The 20,994-nt window shown below is 33.5% G+C and carries 19 protein-coding genes; 11 read left to right on the top strand and 8 right to left on the bottom strand.

From position 1 onward, the window contains the following. Window positions 1-2 precede the first annotated feature (2 nt). Window positions 3-461, bottom strand: coding sequence for an SsrA-binding protein SmpB (gene smpB / locus QWY92_RS19025; RefSeq protein ID WP_290274595.1), 459 nt, complete (start codon window positions 459-461; stop codon window positions 3-5). A 255-nt stretch (window positions 462-716) separates the two neighbouring features. Between smpB and QWY92_RS19020 the strand changes: the two genes are divergently transcribed. From QWY92_RS19020 to QWY92_RS18985, 8 genes are all read left to right on the top strand, one after another. Then, complete coding sequence (locus QWY92_RS19020) at window positions 717-2,294, top strand: S41 family peptidase (RefSeq protein WP_290274592.1); 1,578 nt, start codon at window positions 717-719, stop codon at window positions 2,292-2,294. A gap of 144 nt (window positions 2,295-2,438) precedes the next feature. Further along, complete coding sequence (locus QWY92_RS19015) at window positions 2,439-3,140, top strand: toxin-antitoxin system YwqK family antitoxin (protein WP_290274590.1); 702 nt, start codon at window positions 2,439-2,441, stop codon at window positions 3,138-3,140. A 210-nt stretch (window positions 3,141-3,350) separates the two neighbouring features. Then, on the top strand, window positions 3,351-4,538 hold the full coding sequence (mnmA, locus tag QWY92_RS19010) for a tRNA 2-thiouridine(34) synthase MnmA (RefSeq protein WP_290274587.1): 1,188 nt from the start codon (window positions 3,351-3,353) through the stop codon (window positions 4,536-4,538). Between the two features lie 25 nt (window positions 4,539-4,563). Beyond that, window positions 4,564-6,234 (top strand): S8 family peptidase, encoded by a 1,671-nt coding sequence (locus QWY92_RS19005; protein ID WP_290274584.1) that lies wholly within the window; start codon window positions 4,564-4,566, stop codon window positions 6,232-6,234. Beyond that, window positions 6,234-7,175, top strand: a complete 942-nt coding sequence (locus QWY92_RS19000) for an NAD(P)H-dependent flavin oxidoreductase (protein WP_290274581.1) — start codon at window positions 6,234-6,236, stop codon at window positions 7,173-7,175. The genes QWY92_RS19005 and QWY92_RS19000 overlap by 1 nt, the downstream gene beginning before the upstream one ends. A gap of 111 nt (window positions 7,176-7,286) precedes the next feature. Further along, window positions 7,287-8,669: an MATE family efflux transporter gene (locus tag QWY92_RS18995; RefSeq protein WP_290274578.1), complete on the top strand. Its 1,383-nt coding sequence runs from the start codon at window positions 7,287-7,289 to the stop codon at window positions 8,667-8,669. A gap of 84 nt (window positions 8,670-8,753) precedes the next feature. Beyond that, window positions 8,754-8,981 carry a DUF8828 family protein gene (locus QWY92_RS18990; RefSeq protein WP_290274575.1) on the top strand — a complete coding sequence of 76 codons (228 nt, stop codon included), beginning with the start codon at window positions 8,754-8,756 and terminating at the stop codon, window positions 8,979-8,981. Between the two features lie 168 nt (window positions 8,982-9,149). After that, window positions 9,150-9,722, top strand: coding sequence for a phosphatase PAP2 family protein (locus tag QWY92_RS18985; protein WP_290274572.1), 573 nt, complete (start codon window positions 9,150-9,152; stop codon window positions 9,720-9,722). Here QWY92_RS18985 and meaB read toward each other — a convergent pair. Both meaB and QWY92_RS18975 read right to left on the bottom strand, forming a co-directional pair. Then, on the bottom strand, window positions 9,696-10,778 hold the full coding sequence (gene meaB, locus QWY92_RS18980; protein ID WP_290274569.1) for a methylmalonyl Co-A mutase-associated GTPase MeaB: 1,083 nt from the start codon (window positions 10,776-10,778) through the stop codon (window positions 9,696-9,698). The two genes, QWY92_RS18985 and meaB, sit on opposite strands and share 27 nt — an antisense overlap. Window positions 10,779-10,839: 61 nt before the next feature. Next, a complete protein-coding gene (locus tag QWY92_RS18975; protein ID WP_336622109.1) occupies window positions 10,840-11,340 on the bottom strand; it encodes a DUF2911 domain-containing protein in 501 nt (166 codons plus the stop codon). Window positions 11,341-11,592: 252 nt separating this feature from the next. On the opposite strand from QWY92_RS18975, the gene QWY92_RS18970 reads away from it, so the two are divergent. Genes QWY92_RS18970 through QWY92_RS18960 form a run of 3 tightly spaced genes read left to right on the top strand, consistent with a single transcriptional unit; the run spans window position 11,593 to window position 14,178 of the window. Continuing rightward, window positions 11,593-12,144, top strand: coding sequence for an RNA polymerase sigma factor (locus tag QWY92_RS18970; RefSeq protein WP_290274564.1), 552 nt, complete (start codon window positions 11,593-11,595; stop codon window positions 12,142-12,144). Beyond that, window positions 12,128-12,703: a hypothetical protein gene (locus QWY92_RS18965; RefSeq protein WP_290274561.1), complete on the top strand. Its 576-nt coding sequence runs from the start codon at window positions 12,128-12,130 to the stop codon at window positions 12,701-12,703. Before QWY92_RS18970 ends, QWY92_RS18965 begins: the two co-directional genes overlap by 17 nt. 11 nt (window positions 12,704-12,714) lie before the next feature. Continuing rightward, window positions 12,715-14,178: a YggN family protein gene (locus QWY92_RS18960; protein WP_290274558.1), complete on the top strand. Its 1,464-nt coding sequence runs from the start codon at window positions 12,715-12,717 to the stop codon at window positions 14,176-14,178. Window positions 14,179-14,254: 76 nt separating this feature from the next. Here QWY92_RS18960 and QWY92_RS18955 read toward each other — a convergent pair whose 3' ends face one another. The 5 genes from QWY92_RS18955 to QWY92_RS18935 form a co-directional block, all read right to left on the bottom strand. Then, window positions 14,255-14,734, bottom strand: a complete 480-nt coding sequence (locus QWY92_RS18955) for a hypothetical protein (RefSeq protein ID WP_290274555.1) — start codon at window positions 14,732-14,734, stop codon at window positions 14,255-14,257. 549 nt (window positions 14,735-15,283) lie between these two features. After that, window positions 15,284-15,727 (bottom strand): DUF3124 domain-containing protein, encoded by a 444-nt coding sequence (locus QWY92_RS18950; RefSeq protein ID WP_290274551.1) that lies wholly within the window; start codon window positions 15,725-15,727, stop codon window positions 15,284-15,286. 321 nt (window positions 15,728-16,048) lie between these two features. Then, window positions 16,049-17,977: an OmpA family protein gene (locus QWY92_RS18945; RefSeq protein WP_290274547.1), complete on the bottom strand. Its 1,929-nt coding sequence runs from the start codon at window positions 17,975-17,977 to the stop codon at window positions 16,049-16,051. A 66-nt stretch (window positions 17,978-18,043) separates the two neighbouring features. Continuing rightward, the gene (locus QWY92_RS18940) at window positions 18,044-19,969 is read right to left on the bottom strand and encodes an OmpA family protein (RefSeq protein WP_290274544.1); all 1,926 of its coding nucleotides are present in this window, start codon (window positions 19,967-19,969) and stop codon (window positions 18,044-18,046) included. 95 nt (window positions 19,970-20,064) lie between these two features. Then, window positions 20,065-20,991 (bottom strand): PorP/SprF family type IX secretion system membrane protein, encoded by a 927-nt coding sequence (locus QWY92_RS18935; protein ID WP_290274539.1) that lies wholly within the window; start codon window positions 20,989-20,991, stop codon window positions 20,065-20,067. Window positions 20,992-20,994 lie beyond the last annotated feature (3 nt).

The raw sequence follows: 20,994 nt of genomic DNA, 5'->3' as shown, positions 1-20,994 counted from the left end.
ATCTATTTATAAATTTTCTTAATTCTATCTAAACTACGTTTGTTATCGCGGTCTTTCATCGTTTCTCGCTTGTCATACAATTTTTTACCTTTTGCAAGAGCGATAACGAGTTTAGCATAACCTTTTTCATTAATAAATAAACGTAACGGAATAATAGTAAGTCCAGTGTTTTGCACTTCTTTATTCAGTTTTTTTAATTCTTTTTTATTCAGTAAAAGTTTACGCTCTGCTTTAGGCCTATGGTTGTAATAATTACCATAAATATATTCTTCAATATTCATATTTATAGCAAAAAGCTCGCCAGCCTCGTTAAATTCGCAAAAACTTTCGGCAATAGATGCGCGACTGTTTCTTATGGATTTAATTTCGGTTCCTGTAAGCACAATGCCCGCCGTGTATTTATCTAAAATCTCGTATAGAAAGCGTGCTTTTTTATTCTGTATGTTTATGTTTTTTTGCATGGTGAACAAAATTACAAAAATTATTAAGTCATTCACTTTTTTAATTTTAGTAAGATTGAAAAAATCGATTACTTTTACATAGTGATAAAATAAATAATCAGAAGAAAATCATAATCACCTCAATTTAACTAGTATTTCACAGGAAGATGAGACTCTTTTTATGAAATAGATTTATGCAAATAAAACATTTTTGATGTGGAATAGTTATAAGGTGATATATAGTAAGATTTCTCTTAGTACACATAAAGCCCTTTTATGCAGAAAATTTTAGTGATTTTAATAGTATTGATTCAATTTACATCTTGTGTCAGCGTTAAAAAACATAACGAACAAATAGCAACGCTTCATACACCAGACGTGCTTCGGAATGATGTAGATCGCGTATATTTTCAATTGAAAAAACACCATCCAAAATTATATCAATACATATCCAAAACCGATTTAGATTTTAAATTCGATAGTTTAAAGCAATCCATTAAAACACGGATAAACTCACGTGATTTTTATAAAAAACTTGCACCCGTAATTTCAGAAGTAAAACAAGGCCATGTGGCGTTGGGATCGGCATCAAAACATTTTACAAAACGAGACATAAAGGCATTAAAGGAACTTAATTTTGAGTTTAATAAATTAGAATTCGACTATATTAACGACAAGCTTTGGGTTTTAAAAACGCGCGGAAAGGATTCAATGGTTGTGGGATCGGAAGTTTTAAAAATCGAGAATGAACAGGTTTCCAAATTAATTAAAACCTATAAAACACGCTTTGCTTCCGATGGTTATAATCAAACGCTGCATAACCGTTATGTTGGGCCACGATTTACCAGTTTTTATTATAAGGACAAAGGATATATTGATAGTTTGAAGGTTCATTTTAAATTAAAGGATTCCGTTTTTGTAAAATTGTACAAACGCATTTCAAAAGAAGATAAAGAGAAAAAAAATGATTCTTTAGTGAAAAAGAAAGTTGTAAAACCTTCTAAGGAAGAAAAACAAAAACAACGGCTACGCGCTAAAAATAAGCGTAAAAAGAATAGGAGACAAGGGTATATTGCGAGCAAAAATGAATATACTCGAAACTTTAATTTTATAGGAACTGATAGCGCTACGGCGTACATGAAAATTCGAGGATTTAATAATGGTAACTATCGTAAATTTTATAAAGAAAGTTTTAAAAAATTAGATTCGGCTAAAACTAAAAATTTCATTCTTGATTTAAGAGATAATGGTGGTGGGCGTATTGCCGAAATAAATTATTTATACAGCTATTTAACCAAAAATAATTACACATTTATGGCAGCTAGCCAAGTAAATAGTCGAACTTCCTTTTTACCTGGTTTGGTTAATAATTCTAAGTCTGTTTCTGGCTTGGTATTTGGTGTTTTAGCAACACCTTTTGTAGCTATAGAAAACCTTTTGAAAACCAAAAAACAGGATGAAAACTTATATTATAAATTTCCATACACCAAAGAAAAGCAACCTAATAAACTCAATTATAAAGCTAATTTATATGTGTTAATTAACGGGAATTCATTTTCGGCATCTGCATTACTATCTACTCATTTAAAAGCGACAAAAAGAGCCTTTTTTGTTGGCGAAGAAACGGGTGGCGCCTATAATGGTTGCGTTGCTGGCTTGTACAAAATTTATGAGTTACCAGAGTCTAAACTAAAGGTTCGGATGGGTTTAATGCAAATTGAAGCGCCTTATAAACAAAACCCAGATGGTTTTGGCATTAAACCAGATAAAGAAATTCTACCAACAATTAATGATCTTCTTACGGATAAAGACCCCGAATTAGATTGGATTTTAGACGATATCTCAAAAAACTAAAAATATTTGGCAATGTAATTGCTATAAACAATTTGAAAGCAATAATTTCGTTGTCAAATTAGCTTAGGAGGTTTCTTAATTCTTTTCAGAAAAAATAAGTAGTAAGTTGTTTTCTAAGGATCATTTCAAAATTAAATTATAAGTATGAAGTTTTTAAATATAGCCGTATTATCCTTTTTACTAACTGCGTCAGGGGTTTCAGCTCAAGACATTAATCAATTAGATAATACAGGAAAGCGCCACGGTGTATGGAAAAAGAATTTTGAAAATTCCGAAGTTATTCGCTATGAAGGCGCATTTTTACACGGTAAAGAAGTCGGCCTTTTTAAATTTTATAAAAACGTAAAAAACAAGCCTGTTTTGTCGGCAACAAAGCAATTTAACAAAGAAAATAATATAACTCAGGTTACTTTTTTATCTTCCACAGGAAAAATTATTAGTGAAGGTGCTATGGATGGTAAAACCTACATTGGTACTTGGAAATATTATCAGCAAGCTTCGAATAATTTATTGATTTTAGAACATTTTGATAATGAAGGAGCATTAACTGGCGAACGTCTAGTGTATTATAAAAATGGCGAAGTGGCTGAAAGGCAAAACTATACTGCGGGTAAATTAGACGGAGAATCGTTTTGGTATTCGGAAAATAAAGTGGTTTTAAAATCCTTTATTTATAAAGAAGGACTAATTCATGGTCCATCAAAAATTTACAATTCAAAAGGAGAACTGTTAATCGAGGGGCAATACAAAAATGGTAAAAAAGATGGTGTTTGGAAATATTACGAAAACGGAAAACTTATTGAAGAAAAAGATTTCACTTATAAACCCCAATACGTTAAAAAATAAGGTGTTCAAATCAATAAAAATTGAGTGCCATATTTAAACATTTTTTTAACGTCTACTTCATAAAACTAGGAATCTAAAAAGCGGGTAAATACAATCCATTATTCCTACCTTTGTAAACTAATTTTTTTAATACGACATATATCCAATCACAGCGATTAATTTTTAAAAATTTAATGGTTTGGTGAGACGGTATTTATATATAAAACAGATATGAAACGAGTTGTAATAGGGCTTTCAGGTGGTGTAGATTCTAGCGTTGCGGCCCATTTATTAAAGGAGCAAGGTTACGAGGTTATTGGGTTATTCATGAAAAATTGGCACGATGATACGGTAACTATTTCCAACGAATGTCCATGGTTAGATGATAGTAACGATGCTATGTTGGTAGCCGAAAAATTGGGGATTCCGTTTCAAACCGTAGATTTAAGCGAAGAATATAAGGAGCGTATTGTCGATTATATGTTCAATGAATACGAAAAAGGGCGCACACCAAACCCAGATGTACTTTGTAACAGAGAGATTAAGTTTGATGTGTTTATGAAAATCGCTTTAGATTTAGGTGCCGATTTTGTCGCAACGGGTCATTATTGTCGTAAAGGCACGATTGAAAAGGAAGGGAATGATGTATTTCAGCTGCTTGCTGGTGTGGATGATAATAAAGATCAATCGTATTTTTTATGTCAATTATCTCAGGAACAACTTTCAAAATCGTTATTTCCTATTGGTGAATTAACAAAACCTGAAGTTCGAGAAATTGCCATGGAATTAGACTTGGTAACTGCTGATAAAAAAGATTCTCAAGGCCTTTGTTTTATAGGAAAAGTGAAGTTGCCTGAGTTTCTTCAACAGCAATTAAAACCCAAAGAAGGTGTTATTGTTGAAATTCCGAAGGAACAAGCATTATACCAAGAAACAGAACAAAATTTCTCTTCTACGGAAGAAAAACTGCACTATTTATCTCGAAAATTAGATTATAAATTAGAGCACGGAAAAATTGTAGGTAAACATCAAGGAGCGCATTATTTTACAAAAGGACAACGGAAAGGTTTAGGTGTTGGAGGCACCATAGAACCACTATTTGTTATAGATACTGATGTGAATGAAAATGTAATTTACACGGGGCAAGGTAAAGCACATCCGGGATTATATAAAAGTGCTCTTTTTGTCACGAATGCCGAGTTACATTGGATTCGCAAAGATTTAGAACTACAAATAGGGGAAACCTTAGAGGTAATGGCTAGAATTCGATACAGACAAGCCTTAGAGAAAGCAACGTTACATAAAGTAGCAACAGGGATGTATGTGGAATTTGAAAATCCACAATCGGCCATTACAGAAGGCCAATTTGTTGCATGGTATTTAGGAGACGAGTTAGTTGGTTCGGGGGTTATTTCGTAACTTACACCAACTAAAATTAATTTCCATGAAAAAAGTAGTCCTCCCTCTCTATTTAATGGCTTTTTCATTCAGTATTTCTGCTCAAGAAGCAGAAACAGAAGAAGCTTGGCTTTATTTGTCTGATAAAGCAAATGTTACAACTTATCTCGCTAATCCCATTTCGATGCTTACTCAAAAAGCGATCGATAGGAAAAACCGCCATAATGTTGTTATTGATGAACGTGATGTTCCGATTAACGAAAAGTATATTTCAGCACTTAAAAATGCCACAGGAATTACCGTTATGGCCAAATCTAAATGGTCTAATGCGGTACATGTCCGCGGAAAAAAATGCGATATAGATGCGTTGCTTAACTCACAAGAAAGTTTATTAACGCCTCAAAAAGAGTTTATAGACAAAGTTGTTTTTGCTGATAGATCTAAAAATATCACGTTCAAAGGCGAAAATAAAAAACAGACTTCCAAGTTTGAAACCGTGGTAACAACTTACGATTACGGTAATGCTGCCAATCAAATTGAAATGTTTAATGGCGATAAATTACACCAAGAAGGTTATACCGGTTCGGGTGTTACAATTGCTATTATGGATGGTGGATTTCCAAACGTAAATACCATGAAAGGCTTTGAAAAGCTTCGGAATGATGGCCATATTATTGACGATTATGATTTTGTAAACCGAGATAATGATGTGTACACCAATACATTTACCGACCATGGTACGCACGTTTTAAGCGCTATGGCGGGATATTTTAATGATGATGTTGCTAAAAAATATTATGTAGGCACAGCTCCAGATGCCTCGTATTATCTATATATAACTGAAGATAGTAACGATGAAAATCCAGTTGAAGAAAGTTACTGGGTTGAAGCCGTTGAGCGTGCCGATAGTTTAGGTGTTGATATCATTAATACATCGCTCGGTTATGATGATTTTGATCCAGGTAGCAAATATGACTATAATGAAAGTGCTATGGACGGAAAAACCGCTTTTATCACGCAAGGGGCAAACATCGCTTTTGAAAAAGGACTTTTATTAGTAACCGCTGCAGGAAACGCTTGGGGGGCTAGTATTGGTGCACCAGCCGATGCTCCAAATACACTTACCATTGGTGCAGTTGATTATAAAGGTGATTATGCCATGTTTAGTTCAGCAGGAACCGGTTATCAATCTACTATTAAGCCTGATGTTGTAGCGCAAGGCGCAAATGTATATGTTATTAAAGATAATGATGCTATTGGAACAACGAGCGGAACGTCATTTAGTTCACCTATTTTGGCAGGAGGTGTAGCTTGTTTATGGCAAGTTTTTCCAGATTTGACTAACCTAGAACTTATGGATTATATTAGAGAATCAAGTTCTCAATATGAAACTCCCGATTTTATGATGGGACATGGTATTCCAGATTTTGAAATGGTTTTTAATAAAATCTATCCGTTAGCGACAGATAATGTAAGTAATATTTCAGAAATTCAGGTCTATCCCAATCCTATCGAAAATCAATTTCAAGTGCAATTACCAGCGCAAATTGATGGTGCAACGTTGAGTCTTTTTAATATTTTAGGAAAACGTATCAGTACATACGTAATTTCTAACAAGAGCAATCCCATAGATACTACAACACTTATTAAAGGTGTTTATATTTTGAAGGTTGAAACGCCAAAAGAAATAAATACATTCCGATTGATAAAACAATAATGTCTAATAGAATTACCACACTTTTTAAAATTGAATATCCTATTATTCAAGCAGGAATGATCTGGAATAGCGGATGGCGTTTAGCCTCCGCATCCAGTAATTCAGGTATTTTGGGTTTAATAGGAGCAGGGTCAATGTATCCTGAAGTGCTACGCGAACATATCCAGAAATGTAAAAAAGCAACACAAAAACCATTTGGTGTTAATGTGCCCATGCTATATCCTAATATTCAAGAAATCATGGATATTATTGTTGAAGAAGGTGTTAAAATCGTATTTACTTCCGCTGGAAACCCTAAAACTTGGACACATTGGTTGCAAGAAAAAGGAATTACCGTTGTGCATGTAGTAAGTTCGGTAAAGTTTGCTTTAAAGGCTCAAGAAGCAGGTGTAGACGCCATTGTTGCTGAAGGTTTTGAAGCCGGCGGACATAACGGTCGTGATGAAACAACCACCTTAACACTTATTCCTATGGTGAAAGAACATGTTCGTGTTCCGTTAATTGCTGCAGGGGGTATTGCTACCGGAAAAGCTATGTTGGCCACCATGATTTTAGGTGCCGATGGTGTGCAAATAGGAAGCCGATTTGTGGCCAGTACAGAAAGTTCTGCACATCAATCTTTTAAAGATGTTGTAGTCAGTGCTAAAGAAGGAGACACCCAATTAACGTTGAAAGAATTAGCACCGGTAAGACTGATAAAAAACGCTTTTTATAATGAAGTACAGGCGTTGTACAAAACGACTCCAACAGTCGAGGAATTAAAAACTTTACTTGGTAGAGGGCGTTCTAAAAAAGGCATGTTTGAAGGCGATTTAGAAGCTGGAGAACTCGAAATAGGACAAGTAGCAGGCTTAATTCACGATATAAAACCCGTTGCAGATATTGTTTCAGAGATCATATCAGAGTTTGAAAGCGCAAAAGTTAACGTGTCTAATTTGTAGTATATTTATAGGCTTTAGAAATACTACTTTCTTAAAAAAAAGTGTGAGTTCTTCATAAAAATAAGCGATTAAAATGGCTAAAAAGAAAACATAAGATACTACTTTTGCCAAATGATATTACGAGATTATACTAAGGAGTTTAAATACAATTGGCAACTGGCTGCACCAGTGATGCTAGGTATGCTTGGGCATACCTTTGTTAGTTTTATTGATAACATTATGGTAGGGCAACTTGGTACTGCCGAACTAGCTGCTGTTTCTTTAGGCAATAGTTTTATGTTTATTGCTATGTCTTTAGGTATTGGTTTTTCTACAGCTATTACGCCGTTAATTGCAGAGGCAGATGCAGAACAAGATTTTATAAAAGGGAAGTCGTCTTTTAAGCATGGCTTGTTTTTATGCACCGTTTTAGGAGTCTTACTTTTTCTAATGGTATTTTTTGCTAAACCATTGATGTATTTAATGAAACAACCTATTGAGGTTGTGGAATTGGCAATTCCGTATTTAGATTTGGTAGCTTTTTCATTAATACCCTTAATTGTTTTTCAAGGTTTTAAACAATTTAGTGATGGTTTATCGCTAACTAAATTCCCGATGTATGCAACTATTGCAGCCAATTTAGTAAATGTATTATTGAACTATTTATTAATTTTTGGAAAATTCGGTTTCCCAGAAATGGGGATTGTTGGTGCCGCTTACGGTACTTTAGTTTCCCGTCTTATCATGGTTTGGTATTTATGGTTTTTATTGAAAGGCAGAGAAAAATCTAAAAACTATGTTACTAATATTAAGCTTTTTGTACTTGATAAATTAATGCTAAAAAAAATTATCAACCTTGGTACTCCAAGTGCGATGCAAATGTTTTTTGAAGTAGCTATTTTTACTTCGGCCATTTGGTTAAGTGGTTTACTAGGAAAAAATCCGCAAGCGGCAAATCAAATTGCTCTAAATCTATCGTCTATGACATTTATGGTAGCCATGGGATTAAGCGTGGCTTGTATGGTACGCGTTGGAAACCAAAAAGGCTTAAAAAAATATGTTGATTTGCGTCGTATTGCTCTTTCTATTTTCCTGCTAGGAGTAATTATTGCTTTCGGTTTTGCCATTATGTTTTTTATTTTACACGATTATTTACCTAGACTTTATGTTGACTTAGACGACGTTAAAAATTTAGTTGATAATACAGAAGTAATTAATATAGCATCAAAATTAATGATTGCTGCTGCTATTTTTCAAATAAGTGATAGTATACAAGTGGTATTTCTAGGCGCACTACGTGGCTTGCAAGATGTTAAAATACCGATGATTTTAGTTTTTATTTCATATTGGATTATAGGTTTTCCAGTGAGTTGGTATTTTGGATCGGAAGATGCTTATGGAAGCTTCGGAATTTGGCTAGGATTATTAGCAGGGCTAACTTCGGCTTCTATTTTATTATATATAAGGTTCAATTATTTAACAAAAAGATTAATTTTGTCGAACGGTGGTATGTAATAGGCATATTCATTTTACAGTCGCAGTATTTAGCAAATAGCTAAAACCATACAACCATAATACATAACTAACAACCAATAAAACATGACACTTCCAAAATTTATATTAGGTGATAATACAGAATATCCGAACGCTATTTTCGTGATACATACAGAATTTCCAAGATTTATAATCAATCTTGAAGATGATGAAGTGGAATGGTTTGAGGATTTTGATGCTGATGATCAGGATGAATTAGAGACTGAAACAGAACAAGCGATTAAAGAAGCTACAGCTTTTTATGATGCCGAAGTTGCCAAATACGACGAATAACTTGCGTTAGGGATTGATGCGGCATCCTTTTTAAAATGATAAAAAAACGAACTTGATTTGATAATCAACATTTTAATTTTTTCAAGAATTGTTTTCTTATAATGACCGTGATTTTTAAAAAGATACAGCGGAAAGCCCGACCCTTGTGGTAACGCCCAAAAACATATTATGATAGACGAACTTTTAAAATACGACACTGAATTATTTGTTTTCTTAAATAATTTAGGGACCGAAAATTGGGATTCATTTTGGTTAATTGTGACTGATAAACTCACGTTTATACCGCTTTATGCCATTTTATTGTTTTTACTTTACAAGAAGTTTGGTTTAAAGGCTTTGGGTGTTTTCGTGATTGTGGTTGCTTTAATGGTAACATTCACCGATCAAATTACGAATCTTTTTAAAGATGGTTTTCAACGTCCTAGACCTTGCCGTGCAGATGATTTAGTAGATCGAGTTCGTTTTATTGCTGTACGTTGTGGTAAATATGGTTTCTTTTCTGGGCACGCGTCTAACACGATGGCAGCGGCTGTTTTTGCAGGATTAGTATTAAAACCTTATTATAAAAACTTAATTTTCATCTTAGTATTCTGGAGTATTTTTGTTGCGTTTAGCCGTATTTATGTGGGTGTGCATTATCCTTTAGATATTTTGTGTGGTTTAACTTTTGGTGCAATTTCTGGCTTTATGTTTTCTAAGTTGGGAACTTATGTGTTAGCACGGTACGTTAAGACTGAGTAGATAGTCGGCGGCTGCAAAAGCGGTGGTTTTGTGACTTTCGATGAGTTCTAGCTGCTTTTTTAGCTCCTTTTTGATAAGCGTATTATTGAAGAAGTTGGCTTTTAATGCGTTCTCTACGGTTTGAATAAGCCAATATTTGTGCTGTTCGTTACGTTTTTCTTCGAAATAATTATTTTGAATTGTGGTTTTTTTGTAATTCTGAATGAGTTTCCAAATAGCATCAATGCCTTTATTTTCTAGGGCACTACATAATGAGACTTTAGGTTGCCAACCAGAGGATTTACTAGGGTAGAAGTGTAATGCACGGTTAAATTCTATTTGTGCCAGCTTAGCGTTTTTTAAATTATCGCCATCGGCCTTGTTTATGGCTATGGCATCGGCCATTTCAATGATACCTCGTTTTATACCTTGTAATTCATCACCAGCACCTGCAAGTTTTAATAATAAAAAGAAATCGACCATACTATGTACTGTGGTTTCACTTTGCCCCACACCAACGGTTTCAATAAGTATCACATCGAAACCCGCAGCTTCACATAATATAATGCTTTCTCGGGTTTTTCGTGCTACACCACCTAAAGAGCTTCGAGATGCCGACGGACGAATAAAAGCATTTTTATCTTTTACTAAAGCTTCCATTCGGGTTTTATCACCCAAAATACTTCCTTTTGTAATAGAACTTGTTGGGTCTATGGCCAGGACGGCAATACGTTTTCCTAAACCGGTTAAATGTTTCCCAAAAGCTTCTATAAAGGTACTTTTTCCAACCCCAGGAACGCCGGTAATTCCAATTCTAATGGATTTATTGGCATGTGGTAAGCATGCTTTTATTATGGTATTTGCTTGACTTAAATGTTTTGGATTTTCACTTTCAATTAAAGTAATGGCGCGACTTAAAGCGCTAATATTTCTGTTTAGTAAAGCCGTGGTAAGGGCGTTTATGTCTAAAGCAGATTTTCTTTTATTCTGAATGGCCGCAATAGAAGCGGTACTTGTAATTTCTGGATTAGAAATACCTTGTTGTTCTGATAATGCCGATTTGTTTTTTTTAGCCACAATTATATCATTGAAACTTAAAGTTACAAATTTATTTCATTATTAAACATGACGCCATAACTTACTTAAGCGGTACGGAGATTTTTACAACATCCCAAGCCATGGTTAAAAATAAATTATCGGTAGAATTATCAAAAGCAATGGTGAATTGTTCTACTGGTTTTCTTAAATTACGTACTGGTACATCAACGCTTAAGGCATCATAATTGGGATCCCACATGGGTTTCATTTCTGAATCGACACCCCAAGAATATTGTTTCGAATTAAAAATAACTGTCCAAACGGAATCTTTAGGTACCGTCCATAAAGTATATTTTCCTGCAGGCAATGGCATACCCGAAACATCTAAAGTTCTATTGGTTTCAAAAGTAGTTGCCTCGTTGGCACCTGTACGCCAAACTTGATTAAAAGGAACTAAAGCTCCGAATATTTCACGATCTTTTTTATAAGGACGGTTGTAAAACACTTTAAGTTCTAAATCGTTTAGTTCAATTTTGACGATATCTTTCGGACTTAAGCGTTGCGCAAATATGTTTTCAACAAAAACTGAGTATGCAAGCAAGCCGATTGCTATAACAGATAGAAAGATTAAAAGACGTTTTAAAAAGGTGTTCATTTATGGAGCAATTAATTAAGTGGATAAAGATACTTTAAAAGTAAGAATTACTAAAAAGCAAACGTACATTTCTTTGGTTTTGGTATGTTTTATATGAAATTAATATTTTTTTGTCACACTTTACTTATTCGCTCGTCTTTTAAACGAACCAAAGCCCAATATTTTAAATTGGGATTACCAATCAAAAGCAAAATTAGTATGTTTCAAGTTGACATTATTGAACAATGTAAACAGAACAATCGGAAAGCTCAATTGCAGTTATACAACCAGTACTGCGACGGGATGTATATTGTGGCGAAACGATTTTTGAAGGATGCCAATGATGCTGAAGATGTGGTGCAAGAGGCATTTATAAAGGCTTTTGAAAAACTGAATCAGTATAAAGCTGAAGTAACTTTTGGGGCTTGGTTAAAACGTATTGTTGTTAATAAAAGTATCGATTTTTTAAAATCTAAAAAACAAGATCTTGTTGAGTTAGAAGAGGTGCACCTCAAAATGATTGATACTCCAAAAGACGACCTTTGGTTAGTAGATGATGCAATTACCATTAAGGATGTTAAAACCGCTATTAATGCTTTGTCTGGTAAATACCAATATGTGGTAATGCTTTATCTAATTGAAGGTTACGACCATCAGGAAATTTCAGAAATTCTGAATATTTCGCAAGTAGCTTCTCGAACACAACTATCACGCGGTAAAGTAAAATTACAAGAATTGTTAAAACATAAGAAAAATGGCACAGGATATTAGAGACTTATTTAAAAACGAAAAAGTTGTAAAAGAACACATGCCTGAAAAACATGAGGCACGATTTCTTGCAAAGTTAGACGAAGCATTGCCTGTGGCTCAAACCAAGTCTAATTTCGGTTGGATGCAAATCGCAGCTAGTTTTGTCGTACTTATAGGTTTAAGTTTAGGAGCCTATTCTTTTTTTACTACTGAAGAAATTATACCTGTAACGTTAGCTAAATCAGATGTTGTAGAATCTAAAACTCTAGGCGATGTATCACCTAGTTTGAAAAAAGTAGAAGATTATTATTTAGCGAGTATCAACTTAGAATTGTCTAAAATGAAATACACGCCAGAAACTAAAGAATTATTCGATGGCTATTTAGCACAATTAAATGAGTTGGACGAGGAATACAAACGACTATCTTTAGAGCTTGGTGCTTCCGGACCTTCAGAACTAACCGTGAATGCGCTAATCGATAATTTAAAGTTTCGTTTAAACCTCTTGTACAGATTGCGCACACAATTAAAAGAATTAAAAACTTCTGATGCCACATTAGAAGAAACACAATCAATCTAAAGAATCAAAAAATGAATAGTATAATCATAAAAAGTTTAGCATTCTGTTTAATTATTACGGGAAGTGTTTTCGGACAACAGAAGCTTACTAAAGTAGAACAAACCATAAAGGTGGATAAAGATGTTAGCATCGACTTAAACACAAGCCATTGTAACATTATTTTTGATACTTGGAATAAAAATGCTATTGAAATTGAGGCCTATATTGAAGGCGAAAAACTATCTGGTGACGCCCTTAAACAAGCTTTAAAATCATGGGATGTGGATATTGATGCGACCCAAAATGAAGTATCAATCACAACTAATAAAACACAATCTAAAGGAAACTGGAATGATAAAAACAATGATTCTAATGGTAATCTTTTATCCATTATTTTAGACGAATTAAAATTTGAACTAGCCGATTTACCCATTGTTATTATGGATGGATTGGCTGGAAATGTACCCGAAATACCAGAAGTTCCAGAGATGCCTGAGTTGCCAGAACTCCCTGAAGGTATAAATAATATGGAATTTGATTATGAAGCTTATAAGCGGGATGGAGAAAAGTATTTAGAAAAGTATTCTGAAAAATTTGACTCGACCTACGGAAAAGACTTTGAAGCTAAAATGGAAGCTTGGGGCGAGAAGTTTGGAGAAGAATGGGGTGAGAAATTCGGAAAACGCATGGAGGCTTGGGCTAAAGCCTTTGAGAAACAAATTGAAGAAGGTGATTTTGAAAACAGAATAGAAGCTTGGGGCGAACGATTTGGAGCGCAAATAGAAGCACAAGCTAAACGTGTTGAAGCGCAAAGTGAACGTATGGAAGCTCATAGAGAACGTCAAGAAGAACGTGCTATTTTATTGAAAAACCGACATAAAGAAGTTGAAAAGTTACTGAAGAATAACGATGATTCTAACTTAAAAAAGATTATTAAAATTAAAATGCCCAACGATGCCAAATTAAAACTCAATATAAAATATGGTGAAGTCGAGTTTGCATCTAACGTCACCAATTTAAAAGCCAACTTATCGCATTCTAGCTTTACAGCATACAGTGTTAATGGGAGTTCTACTTCTATTAATGCATCTTATTCGCCTGTAAAAGTGGCATTTTGGAATTTGGGAGAGCTTAACTTAAGTTATGTTAAAGATGCGGAATTAAAAGATGTGAAACAGTTGGTTTTAAATGCAACATCGTCTAATATAGACATTGGTAATTTATCAGGAAGTGCCATTATTGATGGAAATATAGGCGACTTGAATATCGAAAATATTGAAGATACTTTTAATAATTTAAATATCATTCTCCAAAATAGTAATGCTTATATAAAGCTTCCAAAAAGCAATTGTAATGTTCAGTTTAAAGGCACTTATTCTCAGTTTTCACATCCTGATAAAACTAAAAAAGAACAATCGTCCTCATTTTCAAAAAATGCATCCACAGGGAAAAGTATTATTATAAATGCCAAGTATAGTAAAGTTGAAATGGAGTAGAGTAAGTCTAATTTTATGACATAAAAAAAGCGCCTTAAAAAAGACGCTTAATTGTTATAATAAGTTTTTTATTTGCTTAGAATTGGTAGCGTACGCCTAAAGCTATATCAAAAATGGTATTATCTGTAAAATCGTTATTTCCTATTTCTGGTCTAAAATCTAGAGATAATAATAACGGAAAATCAAAAGAATATTCAATACCTATATCACCTGCGGCAAAAACTCCGAAGTTATCGTTGTCATTGTATTCCTTTTTTCCAGAATACGAAGCAACACCGCCACCAACACCAGCGTACCAGTTAAAACCACCTTCAATATTCCATACCCATTGGTATAATCCTGCTAATTTAAAAGCATCGTAATTACTATTGTTTCTCCATCCTAAATCGGCTTCAATTCTGTTGTTATCACCTAAGGCGTGTTGGTATGAAACTTCTGCACCCAAACCATCACTATCTCCAAGACGTAGTCCAATGGCGTGATCCGCAATATCCTGAGCATTTGAAGTTAATGTAACTGCTAATAAGCAAACTGATAATAAAAGTAATTTTTTCATAAATTTAATTTTTTCTTAACTAAGTTGATATACGAGTCTTTCAATAAAAAAGACTATCTAATAATTAGATATTTTACTATGGCAAATATAAAGCCAAAACCTATTTTTATTTAACTCATTACATACTTTTTATATCGTAATCGCTAAAGGGTTTAGAGTCAAATTTGTCTAGAGAATTGTTACAAAGTTACTTATAAAATCTATTTATAAAACAGATACGATAGCCAGAGAATACAGGATAGCGCACGTTTCGTAAAGTATTTAATTATTGTTTTAGTAGTGGCCTTAATTTAGAATAGTGATTAACTAATGTCTATAATTATGAATCAAAAACACCTAATAATATTATTGGGAAGTTTTTTCGTATCTTACTATTATGAATTTACCTGAAGATATAAATGATATTATAATTTTAGTTGTTATAATATGTGTTGTTTGGGCTTTTGTAATCTATTATACTAAAAATGGAAAGAATTTCCGAAGTAGTAGAAACAAAAAAGCTAGAAAACAACAGTAACTTATTAAGTGCTGTGATTTTAAGATAACTAATTATTTAATACGCTTGGCTTGGGTTGCAAAGGATAATCCTTGTTGACCTACGGTAGAATTCATAATGCCCTCAAAAAGTGGTTCAGGACAGTTTTTTGGAGTTTTCCATTCAAAAATAAAGTTAGAACCTGTGCCTCCTGTTTTGTCTTTTTCATCAATTATAATTTCCGCAGTTTCCATAGGCGCTAAATAGATAATATGATCAAAATAGCTTCTTACCAACTTACCATGGGTGTCAAAATAATTCGCCTTTAAAACGTAAATCGTGTCGGTGTCGCTTGTGTTTCTTAAACTAATCATCGAAGTTAAGTTGTGCGTTTTATGTTCCGACATACTATAAATTTCAGAATAAATGGAAAGATAAGATTTACCATATTCTAAACTATCGGATAATTTTGTTTTAGCTTTACGCTTGGTCCAATTTTCAGTGTTTATAGAACTCATCTCCTTTTTTTTATTGCAGCTAGAAGCACTCAAAAAGAGCATAACAATAAATAAGCTCGTTATAGTAATAATTGTCTTTTTTATAGACATGGATAGATTGGTTTAGAATTAATGTTTAAAATAATATTTTTTTCTGAAAAGGAAAATTTTTAGTTTGTTAATTTAACAAAGTTATGATATAACAAAGGTAATGAAGTCTCGTTTTTTTAGTTCAAAAATGATACGTTTTGTTTGATGATTTTAAAGTTTTGTAAAAAGAAAAGTCATCAAAAACATAAGTTGTTCTTGATGACTTTTCTAATTATTATCGATTTCGTTTATTTATTCAATTTTAGAAACAATAAATTGAGTTCTTCTATTTTTTTGATGCGCTTCTCTAGAACATTTTATAGAGCCATCGCATGCATTGGTTAGTTTTTCTTCACCAAAACCATCGTATGATGCAATTCTCGTTTTATCAACGCCATGATCTATTAAATATTGATACGTTGCATTAGCGCGGTCTATAGATAACGTTTTGTTATATGAAGTAGGACCACGTGAATCTGTATGCGATTCTATAGCTATAACCATTTCTGGATATTTGTTGGTCATTAAATCTACAATTCTGTCTAATTCTGAAATATCTTGATTTCTAATTTTAGATTGATCAAAGTCAAAATAAATAGGAGGTAACTCAACAAAAGGGTAGATTGGTTTAACTTTTTCTACTTGGCTTAGTTTAAAATCTTCAACTAACTTAAATGCTTTTTGATCCATTTTATTAGAAGATATTGGACGAGATGCTTCAACATAGCCTTCTTTTATAACTTGAAGTTTATAATCGGAATCACGGTCTATAGAGACTTCATAAAACCCATCTTTATCTGTTTTAATAGTAGTTATTATTTGCCCTTTTAAATCTAGTAAATTAATAATAGCTTCTGGAATAGCAACGTTGGTTTTATTATCTGTAATTGTGCCTTCAAGGTATAATTGAGGGACTCTATCAAAAGCATAAATATCATCGCTACCAACACCACCGTCCCGGTTTGATGCGAAATATCCCGACAAACCATCTTGATTTAAAGAGAATGAAAAATCATCTTTGGCTGAGTTTACAGGAACGCCCAAATTAATTACATGCGTAATTTTTTTTTCCTTATTTGTAACCGAAGCAAAAATATCTAATAGGCCTAAACCTTGGTGTCCGTCTGATGAAAAGAATAATACGTTCTCACTATTGACAAAAGGGAAACGTTCGTTTTTAGAAGTATTGATAATAGCACCAACATTTTCGGGTTTGCCTATAGTTCCGTCTGCAGCTATTGTTGCTGAATAGATATCTGAACCTCCATATCCACCTGGCATATTAGACGCGAAATATAATTTTGTGCCATCATTATTTAATGCTGGATGTCCGGTAGAGTAGGTGTTACTATTGAAGTTAAGCTCTTCTATATTTTTCCATTTTCCATCGGTTAATGTTGCTCGGTAAATCTTTAAATTGGTAGTTCCATCTTCATCTTTACCTAAAACATTTTTATTGAAATCGTTTCGAGAAAAATAAATAGTATTCCCATCTTTAGATATGGTTATTGGGCCATCGTGAAAAACAGAATTAATGCTACCTTTTAATTTTGATTTATGGTTTACAACAGTGTCATTGTCGCTTTTGTTAGTTTTATATATATCAAGGAAAGGCTCGTGATTCCAGCCATACGTTTTTTTAGTTAGAACACCTTCGTCCCTCGCGGAAGTGAAATAAATATTTCCATTATGTTCAACGGCCCCGAAATCGCTATACTTTGAATTGAATTTAATTTCGGATAAAAAGTATTGTTGTTTCGCGTTAAAAATAGACTCTAAAAAGTTTTTGTCTTCAGACAAGTAGGTTTCATTTATAATACCGCCTTCATCTTTATATTTAGTCATCCATTGGCGGTAGGCTTCGTAATTTTTGCTCCCACGAAGTGCCTGCGCGTAGTTGTAATAATATTCAACAGGAATGTTTTCTTGCTCAACTACTTTTTTATAATAAACGACAGCGCTATCAGGATTTCTCATAAATGCGTAACTGTCGGCCAACTGACGCGTGGCGTAATCAGAATTAAAATCCTTTTCGATTAAGCTTTTGTAGGTTTCAGCTGCATCAACAAAGGAATATTTATTAAAAAGGTTATCTGCTTTTTTTTGTATCCCATATTGCGAAAAACACGCTATGGTAACCAGCAAAAACAGAGTTGTTAAACTGCTATTTTTTAATTTCATGGGGTCTTGGTTTAATTAAAAAAATAATAATTGTAGGTTATTAATGTTTGCAGTTTTAACCCTGCTTTATTCCATTTTTATGACAATAAACTGTGTTCGTCTGTTTAATTGATGTGCTTCTTCTTCACATTTTTGGCCATCTTGACAACCATTAGTTAATCGGCGTTCACCAAAACCTTCATGCTCTGTTATTCTTTCGGCCTTAACACCTTTAGAAACCAAGTATTCATAGGTTGAATTGGCTCTATCTATAGATAATTTATCATTATATGATAATGCGCCTCTAGAATCGGTATGTGATTCTATACGAATAACCATTTCAGGGTATTGATTCAACATTAAATCTACAATCTTATCTAATTCTAAAGCGGCATCCGGACGGATATTATGCTTGTCAAAGTCAAAATAAATTGTATTTAATTCGGCTAGTTTAATCACATCTGGTACTGGATTTAAAAGTAAGTTCGCTGTAATAGAAGTTAACTCGGTTTGCAAATCTTTAGAAGTAAAGTTTCTATAATCATCGATATATTTATCTTGGCTGGCAACAATTTTATAGTCTTGATCCCGATCAATATTAATTTGATAGTAACCATTTTTATCGGTGAGCATATATGCCACTTTTTCGCCTTTATCATTAATTAAATCTATAGTAGAGTTTGCTATAGGTTTGGCATTAATAGCATCGGTAACTACGCCTTCAACATGGAGAACAGGTTTTCTGTGGTAGGCATAAATATCATCATCACCACGACCACCAGTTCTATTTGAAGCAAAATACCCCGTAATACCATTAGGATTCATGGTAAAAGAGAAATCGTCTTTATTTGAGTTTATTGGTACACCTAGATTGATAACATCAACAACTTCGTCTGCTTTATCATCTTCACCTTTAATTGTGGCAAAAACATCTAGTAAGCCTAATCCGACATGGCCAGCAGAAGAGAAAAACAAGGTGCCTTCATTATTGATAAAAGGGAAACCGTCGGCTTCTTCAGTGTTTATAATTCCTCCCAAATTTTCTGGTTCTCCTAAAGTACCATCAGCATTTATATCAACAACATAAATATCCGATCCACCATAGCCACCAGGTCTATCAGAGGCGAAGTATAATTCAGTATCATCATTGTTTAAAGCAGGGTGTTGCGTAGAAAAATCCGCATTATTGATTGAAAGATCTTCAACATCGGTCCAAATACTATCACGAAGAGTTGCTCTGTAAATCTTCATATTGGTTAACCCTTTATTGTCTTTTCCTTCAACTTGATCTTTGTAGTTGTTTCTAGAAAAATACATGGTTTGTCCATTTTTGGTAATAACGGCAGGACCATCGTGATAAATTGAATTCACATCACCTTTAAGTTTCGAAGTATGGTTTACGTTACGTCGAGTTCCTGCTTTGGCAACATAAATATCTAAAAAAGGCTGTTCATTCCAACCATATAAACGTTTAATAGCAACGCCTTCATCGCGAGATGAAGCAAAGTAAACAAGTCCATCTTTTTCAAAAGCACCAAAATCACTAAACTTAGAATTGAATCTAACTTTATCTAAAAAATACTGTTGTTTTGCATTAAATACGCTAGTTATAAAATTTAAATCTTTAGAAAAATCGTTAGAGTTTACTACACCTCCAGAGTCTTTAAATGTTTGGAGCCACTTGGTAGATTCGTCGTATTTTTTCATACCACGTAAAGATTGTGCGTATTTATAATAATATTCTACAGGAACATTTTCTTGCTTAACAACGCTTTTGTAATATCGAGACGCGTTTCTAGGATCACGAAGTAGGGCATAGCAATCTGCTAATTGCCTTGTGGCATAATCTCTATTATAGTTATCTTGAATAAGCTCTCTATAAACTTTGGCCGCTTTTACAAATGAAAATTTATTAAAAAGGGTATCTGCTCTTTTTTGTTTTCCTTGTTGAGCAAAGACTGTAATACTTAACATTAATGCTATACAAACCAGTATGTAATTCTTTAGTTTCATTAAAAAGGGTGTCTTTTAGTTTGTTTTAATCTATTTTGTTACTTCTAAATTTAGGATAATAGTGAAACATTTAAAGTTTCGTTTAAAATAATATTTTAGAAATATCTTGGTGATTTTAATTTAGAACTCAAGAATTTGAATTCGTAAATTAATAGTACTTCATGTGTTCCGCTTGTATAACGTGCAATGTCTGAAATAGGTTTTTCATAAGCATAACCTAGACGTAATTGTCTAGAGACCTGAAAATCTGCAATACCACCAATGGCTGCTGTTTGCTCGTTTATTCTGTATGAACCACCTAACCATATTTTTTCTTTGTAAAGAAAATTTGCAGTTAAATCGTAAGACACAGGAGCTCCATTTGTTGCTTTAATTAAAGCCGCTGGTTTTAGTTTGAAGTCTTCACTGATATCTAAAACAACACCTGCTGTGAAATAATAACTGATACGTTCTAGGGCTTCGAAATCATTTCCATTGTTAATATCGTTATTCAATATTCTTGGAGCTGATAAACCTACATAAAGACGATTTGTACTCCAATAAACACCAGCACCAATATTTGGAGTCCAACGGTCTTCGGTTCCATAAATTAAAGGATCGGTTAGGTTTGAACTGTCTAATCGGAAATCGGTATCAAAACTAAATTGAGTAAAACCACCTTTTACACCAAATGATAATTTACCATCTTTTCCAGTAGGAATAGAGTATGAAAAATCGGCATATAGATAAGAGAAGTTTTGCGGACCTAAATCATCTTCCATGAAAGATAATCCTAATCCAATACGATCGTTCCTTAAAGGTGTATGTATAGATAGTGTTTGTGTTATTGGACCTCCTTTAAAACCAACCCATTGGCTTCTGTGTAATCCAACAACGCTTAATGCTTCACGGCTACCTGCGTAAGCTGGATTTATAGCTATTGTATTGTACATATACTGCGTGAATTGCGGTAATTGTTGCGCAACTCCAACCGTACAGCTTAGCAATGCAATTGCGAGTATGTTTTGTTTAAAAAATTTCATAGG

This window comes from Algibacter miyuki (genome assembly GCF_030409805.1).
GTDB lineage: Bacteria > Bacteroidota > Bacteroidia > Flavobacteriales > Flavobacteriaceae > Algibacter > Algibacter miyuki.
This window is presented reverse-complemented; position numbering and strand designations above follow the sequence as displayed.